The following is a 21,396-nucleotide window of genomic DNA, read 5'->3' on the forward strand; positions in this document are numbered from 1 at the left end:
TTGGAAAGGCCGAAAGCCAAATTGGCTTGTTCTATTTCGAATTTGAGGGCATCAGACAGAGCTGGAAGACACGTTAGGAAGATTGTATTTACAGGGCTCCGTTCGAGACATGAGGCGTCGTTAGATGGAACGTCGATTCCTGCGAACCGTACATGATCGAGGCAAACGAAACCCTGGTGCGTTTTGTACGCGTTGGGAAGGGTGGAACTATCCGGGTGACTTGGGAGACACAATTACACATAGAGGTCACCCGAAGAGATGGCCAGAACGGGGCGATTGTAGTTTCCGAGTTCCTGAAGGCTCAGGAGTATATGCATTGCTGTATCATCCCTCACGATATGATGATGCAAAGGCCTATGTCTTGTACATCGGGGTCGCCGGAAGTGACCTCTGGAAGGAATTGACTCAAACGCGTAAGCGTTTTGCTGCCCATTGGCCGACAGCGATGATTGCAATTGTCTTTGCGGGTACGAAAGCGATGAATCAGGCTAATAGTTGGGAATACCACCTCATCCGCTATTACTGTCCTCCTTGGAATACCCGTTTTATTAAGCAGGGGCGGAAGTCCCTTCCCGTTGGGAAGACTGAACGTGGGTAATGCGCATGTATCAGTCGCATGTGATTGCAATGCTCTCGCATTGCATGGTGGACACACTCAGTTGCGAACACCCTCTGCATGAGTTACAAAACCATAGTTCCACGTCACGAATAGAGTTACGTGGCCTCGCCGACCGTTGACTGGCTCACCGAAACGCGAAGGATTCAATATCCTCTGTTTCCCCTCTCCCCAACGCCAATAGCCATGCCTCTAAACCCTGCCTGATGTGATCGCTCTAAGCGGTTGGCAAAACGCTGCTCCGAAGTGCGAGTGGGAATGTTCCTTAACCAGAGGGTTAGGGGACAGATAGGTGAGTACTTGTGCCATGGACACAGCACAGGACGAGCACAGCGCATTGTGTTGCGGATCGCGTCTCCAATAGTAATCATAGGTTTATTCTCTGACCCGCGGAGGGAAAACCTGATTCCAGCCTCACGATTCTGTGAAGCGAAACATTGCCGACCTCGCCTAAAAAGGTCGATCAGTAGAGATAGGGATAGCGCGAGTGAGCTGGAGTCAGATTTTGAGGACGACACCCTGCTGGAGGTCGCCCTCCCCTCCCCGCGCCCCGGTGATTCGGACCCCTCGCCTACACCACGCCGACACGTCCCCGACTGGGCATAGGCAGCAGTCTTGACCTGGTCAATCAATCAACGACTTGGCGGGCTGGGAACGCAACGGATCTGCTGATCGCCCATCAGCCGCCTCGCCGCCCTCGGCTCGGAGTTCGAGGGGCGCGCGCGGCAGGCGCGCTGACCCAGCCCGCAAGGATCTTTGCCAACACCGTAAGTTGTATGGGCTTACTTATACAGTCATCCATGCCGGCAGCGAGGCACTGGTCTCGACCCTCCTGCAGGGCATTGGCCGTCATGGCAATAATCGGTACGTGGCGCGAGGTCTGAGGCGAGCGGAACGAGCCGTGCTCTTCTGTGTGTGCCTCTGAGCCCTTGTCTCTCGCCTCTCGCCTGCGGATTTCTCGCGTCGCTTCAAATCCGTCCATATCCGGCAGCTGGCAATCCATCAAGACCGCGGCATAGGGGATGCGCGTCAGTGCGTCGAGGACCTCGAGACCGTCGGTCACGAGGTCCACTCGATAGCCCAACTTTTCCAGCAGGCGGACGGCGACCTTCTGATTGATGACGTTATCCTCGGCGAGCAGAATTTTCGCGGTGGCCTGGGCGTTCCTCTCGGCCAAACTATGACGCGTGACCAGTTCGGGCGCGTCGGTTCGGCCTTCGGACAGTCCTGGACCGGTGGTACGCTGAGCGGACGGTTTGAGGACGGCCAGCAAACATTCATACAATTGCGGCTCGTGCACCGGTTTGGAAAGGTAGGCGGCATACTCGGCTGCCTGCGCCGCTTTGGCATCGCCGCGCTGACCTTGAGACGTCAAGAGCACGAGCCTGGTCGGCGCCAGGACAGGATCGGCCTTAATGGCTCCCGCCAGTTCCAGGCCGTTCATGCCCGGCAACTGCATGTCGATGATCGCGAGGTCACACGCCCTCCCTTCTGCCGCCGCCTGACGCAAGAGCGCCAGCGCCTGCCGGCCATCCTCCGCCATATGACACTGGACTCCCCATCGTTCAGCATAGCGTTCCAGGATGCGCCGATTGATGGGATTGTCATCCACGACGCAGAGCTGCAGCCCGTGCAAGTCCTGAGACGCCACACCCACCGCCGAGGCCGGAGACTGCGGCTGCTTTCCAAACTGAACCGTGAACCAGAACGTACTGCCTTCACCCGGCGTGCTGTTCACCCCGATGTGGCCGCCCATGAGTTCCGTGAGCTGTTTACAGATGGCCAGCCCCAATCCTGTGCCTCCGTACTTGCGCGTCATCGAGCTATCGACCTGACTGAACGACTGAAACAGGCACCCTTGCGCGTCAGAGGACAGGCCGATCCCAGTATCGTGTACCTCAAACCGTACCGTGGCCTCGGTATCGGTGTGGTGGAGCCGCGTGACGGACAGCACCACCTCACCCTGCTCCGTAAACTTGACGGCATTCCCCAGGAGGTTGAGCAGGATCTGGCGGAGTCGTCCCGGATCCCCGCGCAGAGCCGCCGGCACCTCTGCATGAAACAGGCAGCCCAGGGTCACCCCTTTGCTAGCCGCCCGCTCGGCCAACAAATCCACGGTCTCGTCCACCAGGGTGCGGAGGTCGAAGTCGATGATTTCCAAGCTCATTTTGCCGGCTTCAATTTTGGAAAAGTCGAGAATATCGTTGATGACGGTGAGCAGATGCTCTCCGCTACGGCGGACGATCTCGGCGAACTCCCGCTGCTCCGGCGTGAGCGCGGTCTCGAGCAGGAGGCTGGTCATACCGATCACCCCGTTCATCGGCGTGCGGATCTCATGACTCATGGTGGCCATGAACTCGCTCTTGACGCGGGCACTGGCTTCCGCGGCCTCTTTTGCCACAAGCAATTCTTGCTCCGCCTCTTTGCGGTCGGTGATGTCGAGATTCGTGCCCACGACCCATTCCACCCGGTCTTCGGCGTCGATCCTGACCGCTTCCACCGCTTGCAGGACGCGCACCGCGCCGTCGTTGCGCCGGCGTATTCGAAACTCACGTGCGCTTTGCCCTTTGCGGCGAATCGTATCCTGTAAGCTGGCTTCTTGTTCCGGCAAATCCTCCGGAAGGACGGCCCCGCTCCAGTCGGCGTAGTCGACCACACCCTCCGCTGTTGCAGAAATCCCATAGAGGCGAAACATCTCCTCATCCCATCGAACGCGGTTGGTCCGGGTGTTCCACTCCCAGACCCCGACCTTGGTCGCCTTGATCGCCAGCCGGATTCGCTGGTCTTTGTCGCGCAACGCCGCTTCCGCCAACTTGCGCTCGGTAATATCCGCGAAGGTGACCACTGCACCTTTGATGACGCCGGCCTTCTGGATCGGATGGGCCTGGATCTCCGCTGGAAAATCCGTTCCATCTCGTCGCCACAGCACGTCGCCATCGATCCGGCATCCCTGCCCGGTTTGAAAGGCCCGATAGATGGAGCATGCCTCAACCGGATACGGCGTGCCATTGCAGCGGGAATGATGGATTAGCTGATGCATGTCCTTGCCGAGCATCTCATCCGGCCGATAGCCCAACATCGTGGCCCCGGCCTTGTTAATGAAGGTGCAGCGCCCCGCGCAATCAATGCCGTAGAGGCCGCCCACCGCAGAGTCCAGCAACAGCCGAATCTCATTGTTGAGGCGTTCCCGCTCGGCTTCTTCGAATTTGTGCCGAGAGATATCGCGAATGGCCGCCAGCACGACATGGCCATCCGCCGTGTCCGCATGGCTCAAACTGACCTGCACCGGAAACTCACTCCCATCCCGCCGACACCCGAGAAGATCGAGGTTTGCGCCCATCGGTCTGGGCTGGGGCGCCTGATTGTAGCGCGCGCGATGCGTCCGGTGCCGATCACGAATATGTGCGGGCAGCAGGGTTTCGATGGATTGGCCGGTCAAGTCGCCGGCTGGATACCCGAATACCTGTTCCATCTGCCGGTTGGTCAACAGGATTCGGCCGTCGAGATCGGTCACGACAATCGCATCCGGCGCCAACTCCACCAGCGTGTGAAATTTGCGTTCTGCGGCCTGCGCTCGGGTGCGCTCCTCGTCCGCCACCCTCCACCAGTGCGAGAGGCGACCGATGCTCCAGAGCAAGATGCCGATCAGCGGCAGCGTCATGCCGACGCCTGCCGCCCCGAGCTTCCACAGGATGGCTCTGATGGGACTTAGGATGTCATGCCGGTCCACGCGCACGAGCACGCCCCACCGCAGGCCATCGATCCCGTCGATGCCCTTGGTCTGCGCATACCCGGTCACCACGTCAACATGCCGGCGGACATGCCGTTCCTCAATGAATCCGGCTGGAGCCGCGTCGAACATCTGCGCCGAGGGGAGCCCCTGCCGTTTGAGATTGACCTGTCCCTCTTCCCTCAGAAAGGAGTCGACGAACACCTTGCCGTCCTGATCCAGAAAGATATACTCGATGCCTGCCGCCGATCCCCATTGCGCCTGCAAGGCGTTCACGGTACGCGCAAAAACATCCTCCAGCACCGGCAACCCTACTTGGGTCATCACTGTCCCGGTAAATGCGCCTCGTGCATCGTGCAGTGGGCTTACAAACGTTACCGCAAGAATTCCCTCATCGTCCGGGGTCGCATCCTGAACCACGGCGCGTGCTCCCGCTTTCACCGCCAGGAATCCAGGCTGCTCGCGAAGATCGCGGTGCACGCTCGTCTGATCACTGGCCACCAGGACCCGGCCCTCGGCATCGGTAACGCCCGCCCAGCGATAAACGGGATAGACCTCCAATAGGGTGCGGAGCCGTCGCCCCATCGCCGCATGGTCGTGCCCGTGAAACACCGTGGCCTGCGCAAGTAGCTGGATGTCGCCGTAGCGCTCGGCCATCTGCATATCGAGCTTATCCGCGATAGTGACTGCGGCCATCGTGAGGCTCTCGCCTGCAGCGGCCACCAGGCGCGTTTCGACATAATGGAGGGCGAGGCCCCCGATCAGGATCGTCACCACCGTGATGGCAACGATCAACGCCGGCAGCCCACGTGCGTAGGAACGGACTGTCTGTCTCACGATTCCTGCACCTCGTTAGAATAACGCCCGCGTGAATGACTCACCCTGGAGAGGACGAACCCACGCCCCCGCATACTCAGCTCGGCGCATCCTGCACCGAGCCAGCGCGCCGGCCGGCATGCAGCCTGGGTCCCACCTGCTCCATTACAATCGGAGCATGCCGTAGGAATGTGTGGCCGGTACAGCGGACTCCCCCCGATTCGAATCGGTGTTGCTGGATGACACGGCTCTTCTCTCTTACTTTTCGGTCTGCTCGTGCTTGAACTTAACAGGGGTCAGACGTGATCGGGGTCGACCCGGCCCCATGCACTTACGGGACCGCGTGGATTTTTTCGTTGGCCATTCCTCTGACAGGGCATTCTGGCGTCGTTGAGGATTCCTGTCCAACGGGATGGGTGGAGCGCAGCCACCTGATCCTCTGCGCGGAGATCCTCCGTGAACTCCTTTCGCGATCGTTTTGAACAGATGGCATTGAGGTTCCTGCCGTCCGTCTGACTACGCGCCCTGTCCGAATTCTCAGTGGGGACAACACCCCCTGGGGGGATCACGTGGAATACTGTGTTCCCACGGATGTCCGTAAGACGCACTCCCCATTCTCACCACGTCCCACTCGCGGAACATCTCGTTTCTCGATCCTCTCCGCATGAGGATTCGTCGCCCGGGGTGAACGACTAGGCAAGGAGATCGGGTGTCCTCGTCCCTGCTGAGATCTGTTTACCCACCTGGCGATCAACTGCCTCCAGGAGCTGTTGCAGCTCAAACGGCTTGGTCAGTGTCTCGTGGGCACCCAGCATTTTGGCGGCGGCACAGTAATCCGGATCATTACTTCCGCCGGAGATGGCAATGATTCGAATGGTCGGGAAGCTCCGATGCAGTAGGCACACCGCCTCCAGACCATCCAAGTCCGGCATGCGGATATCAGTGATTACCAGATTGATGGACTGGTCACAGACCTGGCGCATGCCCTCAATCCCCGTCGATGCCTCCCAGACCTGGTAGCCGGCTTCTTCAAGCGCCTCACGAAAACGCTGACGCATCGGCGCTTCATCATCAACGATCAGGACAGCGGCTCGCGGAGAGCCCCTCGAACTCGAAGAGCCAGCTGGGAGTGACGCCTGATGAAGGGCATGATCAATATCTGCCAGCGTGAATGGCGCCCGGAGTATCACGCGGACCCCCAGCTCACGAGCGACACGACGACGTTCGTCTGTGTCTGCCCCCGTTACCCCGATGACGACAGCTTCGGAATCGGCCGCCCGTACCTTCGAGAGAAAGAGCATGCCAGCGCGCTCTGCGAAGTCGAGGCTCAGGATCGTGATGTTCGGATGCGTGGCCTGAAACAGCATCCACCCCGTTTGCGCTTCGGTTGCAAGGACGACCGTATGCCCCCACTGCCCTAACGCGGCATTGAGCTGCTCAAGCAGGGTCGCGGCTTCAACAATCAACAGAATCGTGGCCATTAGCGCCCGGTGACTCTCGGAACGAGTCGAGGGTTGAGAATCGCTGGAGGAAGATTCTCTCCGGCGGTATCCACGACGAGAGCCGTTTCACCGTGGCGTGGAGGATCATGCTAACCGCCGGTTGTTCCATGCCTGTCCCGCTACCAGGGCCCTATCGAGAACCGCGGACAGCACCTCGCGAGCATCCGTTACGCGCCTCGAAGGAACGCCGCTGCCCCCAGAGGAGTTTGCCACGTTTGGCGCCACTTGCCATGGCCATCACCTGTCATATCAGGGCCCAACGCGGCAACTCCACCAGAACGACGTTACGGCTACGTCCTTTCGGAATGCCCTCCCGGTGACGAGACCTCCGCCGGATTCTCGTGAAGCAGAGCGAACGCTGCATGGCCGTTGGGCCATGCCTCCACAGTATGTCCTTCGTTCGCGCGTACGGCGCGTCGTCAGGACTGCCTCTTGGTCGTCATGATACGAATCCGTGCCATCGACTCCTCTGAGTCTCCTTCCCCACACCATGAACCACGAAGTGGCGATGCCGTGGCATGTGGAGCACAACGCCGCTCTCCCTAATCAGGGCCGACAGACTTCAGGGAATCCTCCGTACCAAGCGGCGGTTCGAGCGCCCTCGTACGACGGACGCAGAGACACCCATAACGAGTCGCGCGGGACGATGGACATAGCTCGACCATGAGGTTCGCCCCCCTCATTCGAGGGCGCTGAGTACTCAACGGTTCAGGATGAGCGGGAAGGAAAGACTGTCAATCGAGATGGGAGACCACCGGGCTTTCTCGAGACTCTCGAATTCGACCTCGGCCTTGACGCCATTCCATTAGCCTGATCCCTACTCTCTTACTTATCGACCAGAAATGCGGATCGCAGTAGCGGCGAGGAGCGGTACGTGCGAATGTTTTTCGGCGCTACGCAGCTACCGCCGAATGGGCCTAGCTGGATTGCTGCTTGATGAACATGGTCGCGGCTTGCGTGCGGCTGGTGACTTGAAGCTTCCTAAAAATGTTGAACAGATAATTCTTGATGGTCTTATCGCTCAGGCCAAGGGCGACGGCAATTTCCTTGTTCGTCTTGCCGTCGGCCAACAAGGGCAGGATCCGTCGCTCTTGGGGAGACAAGATGGCCTGTTGGCCATTGGCATCCATCGTCGAAAGGGATCGCATGCGGGCGAGAACGGACTCCGTCACCGCCGGATCGAGAATGGACTGCCCGCCGGCTATGGCGTGAATGGCCTGAACCAATGCGGTCCCCCCAATCGTTTTCAAGAGGTACCCCTTCGCACCCGCAAAAGTGGTCGACAGCATCGCATCCTCATCCGCAAATGACGTGAGAAAGACGACATGGGTGTCGGGGCATGTCCCCAGGATCTCTCGGCAGGCTTCAATGCCACTGCCGTCAGGCAAGCGGAGATCTAACAGCACGATGTCGGGTCGGAGACGGATCGCCTCCGTGACGGCGGACGCGACGGTATTTGCCTCACCCACCACCTGCACCGTCCTCACTCTGCGGAAGAGGGCCTCCAGCCCCATGCGGACGACCTCATGGTCGTCCACCAGTAGCAGCCGAATCGGTTTAACTGCTTGCGCCAGCATGCTGATCCTCCAGCGGGAGTTCGACGAGAATCTGAGCCCCCGATCCAGGCCGTGAAATGATCTGAAAGTTCGCGCCAAGCTTGTGCGCTCGTGCCGTCATGTTCTGTAACCCGTGCCCCTGCCCGGACGCCTCCTCAAGATTGAAGCCGATCCCGTCATCGCTGACCTCAAGCCGGATGCGCCCGTCTTCCATCTGCAGAGAGACGAGACCGCTTCGGCTTTGTGAATGGCGAAGGCTGTTGCTCATTGCCTCTTGGACAATATGGAGAATATGAAACGCTTGCAGGGGAGTCAGCCGCCGTGCCGCGTCCACCGCGAGATGGAGCGAGAAACGGATCCCCTGCACATGTTCCATGGTGGCGGCCAACTCGGCTAACTTCGCACAGAACTGTTGCCCGCTCACCGCTTCATGCTTGTCCCACACGATATACATCCGAACATCTGCAATGACCTTGTTTAAGGACACGACGGCATGCTCCAGCTGCTTGTCGGCTACCTGATAATCCTCCTGGAAGAGATGGCGACATTCCTCAAGGCTCATTCCTATCGCATAGATGGTTTGAACAATATTGTCGTGGAGGTCCTGAGAGAGCTGCTCCCGCTCTTCGAGCACTTTGCGGAGCTGTTCTTCACTCGTTCGCAGGGCATCCTCCGCCTGTTTACGCTCAGTGATGTCGTGGCTCACCGCCAGGTGCTCCGTCTGTCCACTGACGGGATTCTGAAACGGGACGGCATGGGTTTCCATCCACCGGCGGGTGCCTCTCAGGCTCAGAATTTCAAACTGGAGTACCCGCGTGCCTCCATTGATGACGTCTCGATGCATCTCCATAAACGCGGCCAGGTGCTCCGGAACAATCAGATTGAACACCGAAAGACCGAGTGCGGCCTCCTCACTGTCCGCGTCAATACATTTCAGACCAGCCGGATTCATTTGGCGCAAGGTCCCATCTGCCGCGATGCGCTTAATGCAACCGGGTCCCGTGCTCAGCATGAGTGTGACGAGCAGCTCTTGCTTCTTCCGTTCCTCTTCCGCCTGTTTGCGGGCGGTGATGTCTTCCGAGATGCCCAATAGGTACTGTGGAGTCCCGTCGGCGCTGTAGATCGGAATCTTTTTCGTGTGGAGCAACCGCACCCCGTTTTCTTTGGTCTGAATGGGCTCTTCCGAAATATCCAACAAACGGCCGCTGCGCAGGACGTCCCGATCTTTGAGCGTGAAAAAATCGGCTTCCTCCTTCGGGAAAAAATCGTAGTCGCTCCTGCCCAAGAGTTCATCCCGTCCATATCCCAGCAATTCTTCCCCCGCCCTATTGAACCGTACGAAACGGAGGCTCTCCGCGTCCTTCACGAAAATCATATTGGGGAGATTTTCAAGGACGGAGTCGATGAAGACCTCCGATCGGCGCAGGTCCTCTTCGATCCGCTTTTGATCCGTGATGTCGGTCAGAATGCAGTGCGTCCTAAGAAAGTTGCCCATCGGGTCGCGCTGGACGCGTCCACCCAGGATGACAGCGATTTCTTTCCCGTCCTTTCTCTTGAGCCTAAGATGGTTGGTGACACCGCCGCTTCGCTTGAAATTGCTAAATCCTCCGGGGAAACACTCACGCGCGTCGGGTGGCCAGAAATCATCGAATCGCTTGCCCAGTAGCTCATCAGGAGCATAGCCGAGCAGGGCACAGAGTCCCTGATTGACATCGAGATAACACCCTTCGATGTCCAGAGATTGGTAGGCAATCGGCACTTCTTCGAACAGGCTCCGGAAGCGCGCCTCGCTCTCCCGCAACGCCGTTTCTGCCTGTTTACGCTCGGTGATATCCGACATAATGCCCCGCAGAATGGCCGGGCCCTGCTCGTCGATCTCTACCGTCACAATGTCCTGGAGCCAGACGATTCGCCCATCGGCTGCAATCATCCGGTATTCGAACGAGAACTTCCGTGTGTCCCGTACCGAGGCGAGACAATACTCGGTGACCCAATCTCGATCGTCCGGGTGTAGGTGCGTTTGCCAAAAGTCCGGCTCATCGAGCCACTGCTGCACGGGATAGCCGAGCACCAATTCGGCCTGGTGGTTGACGAAAGAAACCCGCCAGGTCCGCGCGTCGCACTCCCATACGATCCCCGGGATCGCTTCGATCAAGTCGCGCTGCCAGGCTCGGGCGAGGCACAGGGCGTCGTTCGCCACCAGGAGCTCTTGCGTTCGCTGAGCCACCCGCTGTTCCAGCTCATCGTTCGCCCGCCGTAGCGCCTGTTCCATCTGCTTGCGCTCGGTGATGTCGCGGCCAGCCACGAGGCGGACATCCCGCCCTTGATACCGGTAGGGTTTGATGACGACTTCCCCGTAGAACGCCGAGCCGTCTTTACGACGTCCCACGGATTCATAGGGGCCCTGCACTCCCTCCCTCATGTAGGCGATGACCATCTCGCGGGATTCGTCGGCCACCACGTCCAGCACGTGCTTTCCGATCAGTTCCCCCGGCCCGTAACCGAACATCCGCTCCAAACCGGAGTTGACCTCGATAATGATGCCTTGATCGTGGATGGCGATGCCGTCGAACGTGGCATCGGTCAGGAGGCGATACCGCTCCTCGCTTTCGCGCAGGGCCTCTTCGATCCGTTTGCGCTCGGTGATGTCGCGAGCTGTCGCATACAACATCGGCGGCTCCTGTTCCGGAGCCGGGGTAATCCAGGTCAGCCATCGATAGGACCCATCACGGCACCGATATCGATTTTCGAAGTTGATGGCTGGCTCCCCGCGCGACAGCTTCTCCATGACCTCTTGCGTACGAGAACGGTCATCGGGATGGATGAACTCGATAAAGGGTTTCGAGCACAGTTCTTCCCGGCTGAACCCCAACGCTCGTTCCCATGCCGGATTGAGCCGTTTGAAATAGCCGTCGGTTCCCGCGATGCAGAGAAGATCCATGGACAGGTCAAAAAACCTGTCCCGTTCTTGATTCGCCTCACGAGACTCTCGTTTGGCATGGGCGGCACGCTCACCTGCCCAGCCCGCCATCACACCAAGCGCAAGGCTCGCGAGCACGGCCGGCCACCATCTCATCACCACTTCCGACCCGATCGTCCCTGCCAGAGTGAAATTCATAATATTCAACACAGTCCCGAGCAGCCCGGCAACGAGGCCGGCACGAGCCCCCAACAGCCATCCTGCCACTGCCACCGGGAGGACGGTGAATACGCCAACAACATCACCCGCCATCTGATGCAGGGGCGCAAATGCCAGTTCATAGGCCGTCGCCGTTCCGAGAACCACCGTGAGCGGTACCCATCGATGCTGATTCTTCAATCGCTGTGTCATGGGTGGGAGATCATGCCTCGCGATCGACCAGTGACCACTTGAAAGAAGGCGCGTATCTCAAGGGAGGGGCAAGGACTGACGGGCGACGTGGAGGAACTGTTCCCATAGCGGCTGAGATCCTTCTCCTGCCCAGGCCTGGAACATTGCAGGTTGCAAGCCACTGAATGATTGGTGGAAGTACGTGAATACGGGTATTTTGTCAAGGCGCCACCATTCTCTGTACATGCCCGGCAGCCCTCATCCTTCGGCATCATGCCAACGTGAAGACATGGAGAGATGTTAATAATTCGGTGGGGGGATATTAAGAATTCGATAAAAGACGAAGAAAGGTCGGCGAGCAACCAGAGCCCCATCCTCATCACGCAATACCAACCAGACACTTCTCCCTACGAAAAATGCAAAAAGATAGATCCGAACCCTCAGATCGCTATTCTGTCACTAGATCAACAGATTGAGGAGCCACCAGAGGGCGCAATCTGCTTCTCAAGGCATGGAATTGACCTTTCCCCCCGGATAACTAGACCATTGGCTTGGAAGTACTGAGATGGGCCCCACAGGAGGGGATCATGACACGGAAACGGCACACATAGGATCAGATCATCGCAATACTCAAGGATACCCTAGCGGGCATTGGGATCCAGGAGCTCTGCTGCAAGTCCCGCATCTCGGGTGCTACCTTTTATAAGTGGCGGACCAGTATGCAGGGATTGAAGTCAGCAACGTGAAGAAGCTCCGCCAACTAGAAGACGAAAACCGGCAGTTGAAGCAGATGGTGGCGGAACAAGCGTTAGACATTCAGGCGCTGAAGGCGCTCACCGCAAAAAGTTGGTAGCGCGCAAGGCGAAGTGAGCAGCGGCCCAGTGGGTGGCCGAGCGCTTTGGGCTGAGTGAGCGGCAGGTGTGCCGCTTAGTGACACTGAATCGGAACACGCTCCGGTACCGAAGTCTGCGCCAGGAGGATGCGGCCCTGCGGATGCGAATCCGAGAGATTGCTGAGAGGAAGCGACGCTGGGGATGCCCGCGCATCCATGTGCGGTTGCGTCGAGAGAGCTGGTCCGTGAATCATAAGAAAGTCTCGCGGCCCTATTATCGCGACAAAGGGCTGGCGTTACGGCGACGCAGACGGAAAAAGGCGGCGGTTCCACGGGTCGCCTTGCCGAAACCAACGCAATCAGAACGCTGTTATGCCATGGACTTTGTCCATGAACGGCCTGTCACGGGCCGACGGTTCAGTGGTGTAACAAACGTGGGGAAGGTCACGTTGTGCTAATTTGTGCTAAAACACAGCCGAAAAGACCGGGACCGATCGAACAGACTCGACGAGATCGATGTCTCGTAACGCCTTGTCTGCCAATAGAAAAACGGGAAACCAGAGTCAAAACAGGGAGTTAATAATTGCTACCTAATCAGCCTCATAAGCCGCGGGTCTCCCGTTCAATCCGGGACACCGCCACCACACGCGCACTGCGTGCGCAAATGCCCCCACATTCAGTCATCGCCTCAAGACAGCTGACCAGCACTCCTATTCTCTCCAGTCTCCTCCAACGGCCTGCAGCAGCAGAGAAGCACTCCAGCCGCGTTCACAGAGTTAAACCGTTGCATGGTCATTTCATCCACACAAGTAATGCGTCGATGAGCAACCACCCCACAGTCGGAGCAAGTGCCAGCGATGAACGCGTCTCTGCTACGCTCTTGGGTCAACATGAGACACCATCTTCGTGTTCGGGCGGTAACGACGATTGCAGACGTCCGACATGAACTCCTGCCCTCCTTTGAGATGAACAAGATTTCTCCACAACCGAACTGTAAATGGTTTTGCCTTGGCCCGACAAAGTTCCCCTTGCATCTCACGTAACTGGTCATTCAGAGAGTCTACCGTGCGCTCCAGATCAACAAGCCGATCTGCCCCGAATAGTCTTCCTGCTGTGCTCATCATGCCCTCCATGTTTTGATTACACCGCACAGTGCCGAATCACGCCGATGAGAATGCCCTCGATATGAAACGTATCTGACGCTCGTACGATAATCGGCTGCATCGTCGCATTTGCAGGATGCAGCTCAATGTGTGAGTCCTTCTTGAAGTAGGTCTTGATCGTCGCCTCATGATTCACCAACGCCACGACGATTTGCCCGTTCTGCGCCATCGCCTGTTTTCTCACCACGACCAGATCGCCAGGGAGGATCCCGTCATCCTTCATCGACTCCCCTTTGACACGGAGTGCAAACGTATCTCCTCCCCGTAACATACTGGGTGGGACATCGATGAGTTCGGACTGGGGGACCGGCTCAATCGGCGCGCCAGCCGCCACCATCCCTGCCATGGGAATTTCAGACGACCGCCCCAACCGCTCCAATGCGACTTGGACCATTCCAGGAATACGACGCATACCAGATTCGTAGCGTGCAACCGACACACGTGTCGTCAGCAACGCATCGGCAAGTTGCTGTTGGGTCAGACCAAGCTGTTCTCGAACTCGTTTTAGGTCAATCGGCTTCATGGTGTAACCAATGGTTACACATAACATCGATAGCTGTCAAGGCTCCTTACAGGACTCCTAATCACGATGCTGAAAACACAGGCCTGGAGAGTATCTGTGCATAAGTGAGGCACGAACAGCGCTCCCACGGCAGAAGTTCATAGTATGACGTTCGAAACAGCTGTCATTATCTAGGATTTGTTGTTTTTATTATATTTTTCGCGAGATACCCCCTATATGTTGTGGTGGCCATAATAATTGAACCAATGCCTATTTTTTAGGCAAAGACGTGTCGAGAGTAGAGAAATGCGCAGTATTTGGCAGGCAGAGAGATCTTATGAACAGACTTATCCACAGAAGCTGGGGAGAGGATTTGGTGAATATTTTGCTTGACCTTTGTCTGCAAATTTATCACTTACACCCCAAGATGCGTCTCTCACCCGTCGCAGGATGAGACTGGAGACAGGCGAAAAATGAGAGAGAGGGGTTCCCACCTGAACAAACAGACTTTGTTCACCAGAGTCTTCCGATGGTCACATAGGAGAGGATGACGGCTTGATGTTGATGCCGTGCGAATAACTGGGCGAGAGTGGGACTAACATCCGTCGTGCTGGGCGCTACGCGAACTACCCATCGAGGGTCGTGCAAAGATACGACAACGCCCTCTTCCATTTACAGGAGGAGAGAGCAAACCATAGCCCTCCTTCCTCTAGCAAAAGACCATCGCCGGTTTCTTCGGAGTCTGCAAAATATGTCCACTCGCACAGAGCATTCGCCAACAGGCATTCGCAACGCTCAATGACCAGAAGAATGCACCAGGGCCGGTCGCAACGAAGGCCACTTAACTGCGCGAGACCGCCACTGACTGGGTGGCCGTCATTGACTCACTGATCGCCGACTATCAATGCCGCTAACACCTGCCTCTTCTTCCCACTCTGATCTCAGTACTGAGCACGTCCACGAACTAGTCTTCTTCCGGGTTAATGATATGCAGGCCAGCAGAACGACAGGCCGTCAACAATTGCTGATCGGCACTGACGACAGTCAATCGTAACGGCTTGAGTTCCAACGCCAGCGCCAAATGCAAGATCTGTGGTGAGCGGAGGGCCGGATACTCCAACGCAAGCTCTTTCGTCGACAAATACGTCTGCATCGTCGGGGCGATGAACTGAAAGAGGCCCTCCTGAGACTCTTTTTCGAACTTATGAATCACCGAATAACAATCGTCACGGGTGATGTCGCCGTGGTGGGCTCGATTCGAGAATGCCGTATAAAAATCGGTGACGGACCACGTTGGCACAATCGCGACCATGCCCCGCTTCACCATCAGCTTGCCAATGATACGCGTGCCGCGCTCCATGCTGTACCGTTTCACCAAAGCCGTTGAGTCGAAATAGTAATACGGCATGCGATCAGATCCTCCCCTTCAGAATGATGGCCGCCAAGGGGCCCGGCATTTTCGAGAGCCGATCTTGGATTTCATCAAGCGGTAACTCGTCATAGCCCTCTTTCCGAAACTTGTCGGCCAGATTTCCCTGGTTGAACGACGCGGTGTCGTTCTTAAGGCGATCGCCAAGCCGGCGCTTCGCCAAACGGCTGGGGACTCGTTGATGTGTAACCGTCAACCCGCGGCCACGGCTCCGTGGTGCACGAGTGGTTGCCTGTCCTGTTCCTGATTTCGCTTTGGCCATACCCTCCCTCTCTCTGAATTAGTGGGGTGCTACCGCCGGCATAGAGACCTGCCCATCCCGCGGACATCCCGCAAGCTGGCTTGATAATGCCGGTAATTCCGCCTCTCCATACACATGTGCCGCAATGGCCTTCGCCACATCGTCGGAAAACTCATGCTGCATGACACGCACAACTTTGGCTGTCGCCTCACGCTCAGACAAATGGCCTTCCTTCCCGCCCCTCGATAAGGCGCCGACCACTCGCTGGTTGGCGACATCCACGACTTCGAAGTCGCTGCACCAACGCACGAACTTGAACTGCGGATTACGCACGTCGATGGGCCATACCCGTACCATGCCCCGCACCAACAACTCCGGAAATGATCCGTTGGTCTCGCCACCGGTCGATCGATCTCCACCCCCTGGACGACTCGTGACCTGCAACCCTTCCTTCAACAGACCCTCCGTCAAGGCACGCTGAACCGGTTCAGCCTGGTCGCCGGTTACCGCCACTGCGATCACAAGATTCGTCGCAAGGAATTGTTCGAGCTCACGCGTGAGCTCACTCACGTGGTAGGCCGCAGCAGTCCCCTGTCCACTCGGGCGAATCACACGAAGATTGGCATTATAGGTCTCACGGAGCACAAGGTTTCTGACAGCTCGTCTTAATGCCCTGGCTTTGGTCAACTTATCAGAGGGGCGGCGAGCCTCACCGACATCCTCTCCAATCGATCGGTCCAGCTCGGTAATCTTCTCCGTGAACGAGGACTCTGCCTGTGACCGCTGCATCCCCGCTAAAGCAAAGTGGAGGCCGCTGTGCAGATCCACCCACCGATCAACGACCTTGACGTTCTCCAATACTTTGTCGGTCGAGACACTCGTCAGATTGTCGAGGGTCAGACGCCGTTCTGCGTTGCTGTGCCCCCGCTGTTCAATCAGCAGATAGGACTCCCAATCTTTGGCTTGCGCACTCACCTCGGCTTTAAAAATCCTGGCCACTGCCGCATAGGCGCGATCTTCAGCTACCGCGCGACTTTCTGCCTGTCCCACCCCAAGGAGATATTGTCCGGACGGATAGGCCGCACTCACCCCGTCAATCCAGTCCGGTTTCGCCTGCCCTCCAAACCAGGAACAGCCAGAGAGAGCACACAACGCAATCAGTGCCATCCCGATCCGGCTCACGAATGACGATCCGTCCCTCATGGCATCACTCGTTGGATCACGACTGCCGTCTCGCCAGGCCCGAGAGAGAGGGTCCGCATGGTTTCAGGCTTCAACGGGTCAAGAGGACCACCGGCTGAATGCTGGACCTGGTAGCGACCAGCGGGAACCCAGACCCGCGCAAGATGGATTTCATCGGGCAACGTCTGCCAGCTGCGCTTGTCTGCTTCTTCGGATGTCACGGCCAGTCCTTTCGTCAATAGTCCGACGAGTAGACCCACCCATGGTGCCGCATCCTTCCCTGCCGCCTGCTGCGCCCCTCTCGTCGCTCCCTCTGCCAGGGCGAACTTCGTACCAGCACGGGCAAGAGCCTTGACGATAATGCCAGCCATTCGTTCCGACAGCGCTTTATCTGCTTGTGCCGTCACGTTATGTGCCAACTCCATGGTTACCGTCACCCGCGAACCATTGTCAGAAATCAGATTGACGGTATCAACCCTCACGTGCGTCTTCTGTGGAACGAGACGTGGCAAAGCCACACGAACGACGCGGCCATTCAGTCCATACAAAACCGTGTCCACTCCTCGATTGGATTGCCGATTCGACTGCGAAATTCCGCGATTCAACAGCACCAATTGGAGAGCATCGAGACTGATCGGCAGATCAAGAAACTGATCCTCCTTGTGTGGCGCGCGGCCATTATAGCTGATCACAACCACTTGAGCGAGTTGTTGCAGCGCCTGACTGCGCTCCCATCTCGTCTCGGGAAACGCCTGCTGGTACTCGGCCAACTCTTGCGTGAAGTGCATCGCCTCGGCCGTTCGGAGCAGATCGGCCCGCAGTTGAGAGGGAACGGCTGTATGGGACCATGCGCGAGTCGCCTCAAGAGTCTCGTATGCCTTCCGATAGGCAATAAACGCATTATTCACATCCCCGGTGCTCTCATACAGAATGCCGGTCAAATAGCGGGCGAAACCGTCATCCCGATAGGCAGTCTTCTCCTTGGTCCGATCCGACAGGACGTTGAGCCGATGATCGATACGCCGGGCCTCGACCAGCGCATCCTGCCACTGACCCATCGTCGCATAATTGAGGGCCTTCAAGACATTGATGAGCACCTGTTCATAGGGATCACCCTCATAGGGTAGCGCCGTATCGTTCGTCATGAACGCGAGCGTTTCCGTTCTGATCCTCCTCGTGTAGAGGCGATCAACCTCATCCTCTGCCTGTTCGAGCACCGCGTTGCTCTGCTGGTATTCGCCGGCGAGTTGAAGCGTCATGCCTCGGTCCATACCGTAGAGCACTCGACTTTTTGAGCCATAATCCTTCTCAGCTGCAGCGACAATGGCATCGGCGCCCTTGGGGTCGTGGGCGCGAAGACTGGCTTCAATATGGAGATAGCGATTGACCGAGGGGCCACATCCGGCCAGCAGCGACAAGGCCACGAAGGCCGATAGAAACTGGGTGAAAATAAAAAAGCCCCACCGTGCCTGAATAAGGGCGGTGGGGCATGAGGCGAGACAGCTCAACGGAGGTTGTGGAACCTAAAAAATGGAACGTTTCTTTTCGACAACTTTCTTGATCTTCTTCTGGCCGTACCAGACCTTGGCATTACTCTCCAGATCCACCATCTGGAGATCGACCTGGTAGAATACTGCCTTCGTCCCATCGGCCTCGTCGAGAATCGTGGCAATGCTGCCCTTCATCATGTAATCGGCGCCGATCTCTTTTCCCGGCGCTTTCTGCGTATCCTCGCGCGCATACATCGCCTGCTCTTTGCGCTCGGTGCGCAGCTCGTCGCGATCACCCTTTCCAGCCACGAACGTCACTTTTTGAGAATTCGTGAGCTCACGTTCAAGATCGGTGACAAACGTGTTGACGTTGATATGTTCGTGACTGCTGTTCTGAATGGCCCCGACGACCACGACCGGCTGACGATGCTTCGAACTGGAAAAATTATTGAGCCAGGGATACTCCAACGCCTCTTTGACCATGGATTCCGCGACAATCCTGGAATCGGTATCGTTCCACCGCCCGCTCAGATCCGTGACGACCCCGGAATCGACCCTGGTAATTTTCGTTTCCTGCGCACAACCGGCCAACACCAGCACCGCCAGCGCCATCACCCCGATTCGTCCACGATCCATCACGCTCACGCGATACCTCCTCGCACATACAGCCATTGGCAATCGATGAGTCAGCGCCCTTACTTCGGCGCCCGTTTATCTTCTTCTTTCTCGAGCCGATCGAAGAGCTTATCGGCATTCTTCCTGACATAATCGCGAACCTGCGCGTTCAATTCCTTCGCCTTCTCAAGATTATCCTTCATCTCCTCGAGATTCAACTTGGTCAACACGTAATAGGTGTTCGTTTTCTCGTCCTTGTACCGCTCGATGGGACGCACACCGCTGAGCGTCGTCGTCGTCACCGTCTTAATGGCCCGCTCAACATTCTGCTCTTCCGTGTTCTTCGTAAAGTCTCCAGCTGTCGTGGAGGCCGCATAGTCGCGCATCAGGTAGCCGGTATAGGTCTCAAACGTCTTGGCGATTTCGGCTCTCCCACGATTCTCGGCCGTGTCCCAAGCCAGCGGCTCATTCCGAACACCGGACACGGACCCGACGCCATAAAAGGCTTTACTATCTTTCTCGTTAAAGGCTCCAGACCCCTGCTTGACCCACTTCGGAGGCCCGCCACAAGCAACAAGTCCGATCATCAGGGCAACGGCGACTCCCCCCCCGACTAGCCTCGACCTGAATCCCAGTACCCTATTCATACCCATGCCTCCTTGGTGATGATCTGGACAGTGACACAGCACGTCACAACGGTAGATGCTCGCGACAACCGTTCGAAAATCCAAACGAAATCATGCTAACATGCACCCCTACCTCAGTCAACGCAACAGGCGATCAACGGTTGACCGTCTCAATGTTCTCTGTAAGGAGGATCCCCGTGGCAGACATTCAGATCAATGACGGTATCATTAAGATTGTGAACATGGAAGTGCAAGATCCCAAAGCAGCCGCGGTCCTTGCCGAATACCCTCAAGTCCGCTGGGCAGAGATTACACGGAAAGCGGTGAAGATCGGACTGGGATATCTCAAGGGCGGAGAAAAACCCTAAGGCTTGGCAGATGGTACGACAGGTGCGGCGGGTGATGACTGCTGTGCAACGGCAGCTCGGGCGCGAGCATGACTTCCCCCGAGTTCGAGGTAACGCGTGAAGGCCTCGACCGATTTAGCCTGATCCTTCATCTCGTCGGCATAGAGAATCCCCAAGGAGAAATAGACATCCACATAGTTGGGATTGACCACCAGCGCCGCCTGCATCGCGCGTTCAGCCTCGGCATACTGCCCGCGCTTTTCGTGAATCAACCCAAGCGTGTACTGAGAGTCTGGATTCTTCGGCGCATACTGTACCGCCAGCTCCGCCGTCGATAACGCGGCATCTAGGTTCGGGATCACTTCTAACAACACATAACTCTTGAGCACATAGGCATCGCCGAACGTGGGGTCGTATTCCAAGGCTTTATTCAGCCGCTCCAGCGCTTCCTCCGCCAACTTCCCTGTTTGGAGCAATGCGAACGCCTGCTCATATTGCATCTTTGCAGCCTGCCGCCGCTCAGCCGACGACTGAGGCCCTGCCCCGGTCGTATAGGCGGCCTTTCGACCTTCTATCAAGACCGTATCCCCGTCCCCCTCAAGTTGTACCAACTGGGCGTGCTGGGTGCCCTTCGATCGTTCCAGCACGTGCTGCTTTACATAGTCCCCAACTTCCGAAGCCATGAGCCAGCCATTCTTATTGCCATCTGCCATGCCACTCAGACCATTCACCAACACCTGCACGAAGACACTCTTCCCATTCTCCTGACTCAGGGACTCTCCCTTGTCGCCCGCCGTCAACAGCTGCACCGCGCGCCGCTCCGTATCATCTTCTGGAGCCAAGCGCCCTTCAAAGGAAAGGGGCTGAACCGTACTCACCTCCCACCCGCGAACTGCCGCGTTCACGAGGAACAGCGTATGTTTAGACGCACTCCGCCGGCTGAATTCTTTGAGTTGCTCGAATGTCACCGATTTTGACACATTCCCAATCTGCGCATCCCAGGGAACGAGATAGCCTAGCTCCTTGCCATCAAGATCTTGCGTCATCCCGGCATGCCCGACGAAATAGAGCACAAGCCGATCATGCCGACCGACCTTACGGGGCAGGAAATCGGAGAGGGTCTGCTGGAGACGACGGAAACTGGCATCCTTGTCATAGAGTTCTACGACCTCGTCAAAGCCCAGTTGGCGGAACGCTTGGGCCACAGCCTTGGCATCTTCAATCGCGCCGGGAATCTTCGGCGCCAGAAGATAGTTCTCCACCCCGATGATAATGGCCCACGACTTGTAGTAGAGCCCCTCCGGCTTCCCCAGTTGGGCGGAAGCCGATGGCAGACAAACCAATGCGAGTAGCAAGCAGGAAAGAAACGCGAGAAGAAAATGCCGCGGTGCTCGGGAAACGATAGGCAACATCAATTAAGCCAGCCTCGTGTATAACGC

General features: G+C 57.3%; 16 protein-coding genes. 4 read left to right on the top strand and 12 right to left on the bottom strand.

The window, feature by feature from the left end:
- Positions 1 to 316 precede the first annotated feature (316 nt).
- Positions 317 to 598, top strand: coding sequence for a hypothetical protein (locus tag Q8N00_02230; protein MDP2381600.1), 282 nt, complete (start codon positions 317 to 319; stop codon positions 596 to 598).
- A 697-nt stretch (positions 599 to 1,295) separates the two neighbouring features.
- Here the strand turns inward: Q8N00_02230 and Q8N00_02235 are convergent.
- The 4 genes from Q8N00_02235 to Q8N00_02250 form a co-directional block, all read right to left on the bottom strand.
- Positions 1,296 to 5,183 carry a PAS domain S-box protein gene (locus Q8N00_02235; GenBank protein ID MDP2381601.1) on the bottom strand — a complete coding sequence of 1,296 codons (3,888 nt, stop codon included), beginning with the start codon at positions 5,181 to 5,183 and terminating at the stop codon, positions 1,296 to 1,298.
- Between the two features lie 671 nt (positions 5,184 to 5,854).
- The gene (locus Q8N00_02240) at positions 5,855 to 6,643 is read right to left on the bottom strand and encodes a response regulator (protein MDP2381602.1); all 789 of its coding nucleotides are present in this window, start codon (positions 6,641 to 6,643) and stop codon (positions 5,855 to 5,857) included.
- A gap of 938 nt (positions 6,644 to 7,581) precedes the next feature.
- Entirely contained in the window at positions 7,582 to 8,241 is a 660-nt protein-coding gene (locus Q8N00_02245) for a response regulator transcription factor (GenBank protein MDP2381603.1), read from the bottom strand.
- Positions 8,222 to 11,551, bottom strand: coding sequence for a PAS domain S-box protein (locus Q8N00_02250; protein ID MDP2381604.1), 3,330 nt, complete (start codon positions 11,549 to 11,551; stop codon positions 8,222 to 8,224). Before Q8N00_02250 ends, Q8N00_02245 begins: the two co-directional genes overlap by 20 nt.
- Positions 11,552 to 12,236: 685 nt before the next feature.
- On the opposite strand from Q8N00_02250, the gene Q8N00_02255 reads away from it, so the two are divergent.
- Both Q8N00_02255 and Q8N00_02260 read left to right on the top strand, forming a co-directional pair.
- On the top strand, positions 12,237 to 12,383 hold the full coding sequence (locus Q8N00_02255; GenBank protein ID MDP2381605.1) for a hypothetical protein: 147 nt from the start codon (positions 12,237 to 12,239) through the stop codon (positions 12,381 to 12,383).
- Positions 12,384 to 12,460: 77 nt separating this feature from the next.
- Positions 12,461 to 12,820 carry an IS3 family transposase gene (locus Q8N00_02260; GenBank protein MDP2381606.1) on the top strand — a complete coding sequence of 120 codons (360 nt, stop codon included), beginning with the start codon at positions 12,461 to 12,463 and terminating at the stop codon, positions 12,818 to 12,820.
- A 682-nt stretch (positions 12,821 to 13,502) separates the two neighbouring features.
- Here Q8N00_02260 and lexA read toward each other — a convergent pair.
- From lexA to Q8N00_02295, 7 genes are all read right to left on the bottom strand, one after another.
- Positions 13,503 to 14,048 carry a transcriptional repressor LexA gene (gene lexA, locus Q8N00_02265; GenBank protein MDP2381607.1) on the bottom strand — a complete coding sequence of 182 codons (546 nt, stop codon included), beginning with the start codon at positions 14,046 to 14,048 and terminating at the stop codon, positions 13,503 to 13,505.
- A 943-nt stretch (positions 14,049 to 14,991) separates the two neighbouring features.
- Positions 14,992 to 15,435 carry a type II toxin-antitoxin system VapC family toxin gene (locus Q8N00_02270; protein ID MDP2381608.1) on the bottom strand — a complete coding sequence of 148 codons (444 nt, stop codon included), beginning with the start codon at positions 15,433 to 15,435 and terminating at the stop codon, positions 14,992 to 14,994.
- A gap of 4 nt (positions 15,436 to 15,439) precedes the next feature.
- Positions 15,440 to 15,718, bottom strand: a complete 279-nt coding sequence (locus tag Q8N00_02275) for a hypothetical protein (GenBank protein ID MDP2381609.1) — start codon at positions 15,716 to 15,718, stop codon at positions 15,440 to 15,442.
- Between the two features lie 18 nt (positions 15,719 to 15,736).
- Entirely contained in the window at positions 15,737 to 16,900 is a 1,164-nt protein-coding gene (locus Q8N00_02280; protein ID MDP2381610.1) for an LPP20 family lipoprotein, read from the bottom strand.
- Positions 16,897 to 18,387, bottom strand: coding sequence for a hypothetical protein (locus tag Q8N00_02285; GenBank protein MDP2381611.1), 1,491 nt, complete (start codon positions 18,385 to 18,387; stop codon positions 16,897 to 16,899). Before Q8N00_02285 ends, Q8N00_02280 begins: the two co-directional genes overlap by 4 nt.
- 15 nt (positions 18,388 to 18,402) lie before the next feature.
- On the bottom strand, positions 18,403 to 19,005 hold the full coding sequence (locus tag Q8N00_02290; GenBank protein ID MDP2381612.1) for a penicillin-binding protein activator LpoB: 603 nt from the start codon (positions 19,003 to 19,005) through the stop codon (positions 18,403 to 18,405).
- 59 nt (positions 19,006 to 19,064) lie between these two features.
- A complete protein-coding gene (locus Q8N00_02295; GenBank protein ID MDP2381613.1) occupies positions 19,065 to 19,631 on the bottom strand; it encodes a hypothetical protein in 567 nt (188 codons plus the stop codon).
- Between the two features lie 176 nt (positions 19,632 to 19,807).
- Between Q8N00_02295 and Q8N00_02300 the strand changes: the two genes are divergently transcribed.
- A complete protein-coding gene (locus Q8N00_02300) occupies positions 19,808 to 19,978 on the top strand; it encodes a hypothetical protein (protein ID MDP2381614.1) in 171 nt (56 codons plus the stop codon).
- Here Q8N00_02300 and Q8N00_02305 read toward each other — a convergent pair.
- The gene (locus Q8N00_02305) at positions 19,975 to 21,369 is read right to left on the bottom strand and encodes a caspase family protein (GenBank protein MDP2381615.1); all 1,395 of its coding nucleotides are present in this window, start codon (positions 21,367 to 21,369) and stop codon (positions 19,975 to 19,977) included. The two genes, Q8N00_02300 and Q8N00_02305, sit on opposite strands and share 4 nt — an antisense overlap.
- Between the last annotated feature and the right edge of the window lie 27 nt (positions 21,370 to 21,396).

The sequence above is a fragment of the Nitrospirota bacterium genome, from assembly GCA_030684575.1.
Lineage (GTDB): Bacteria > Nitrospirota > Nitrospiria > Nitrospirales > Nitrospiraceae > Palsa-1315.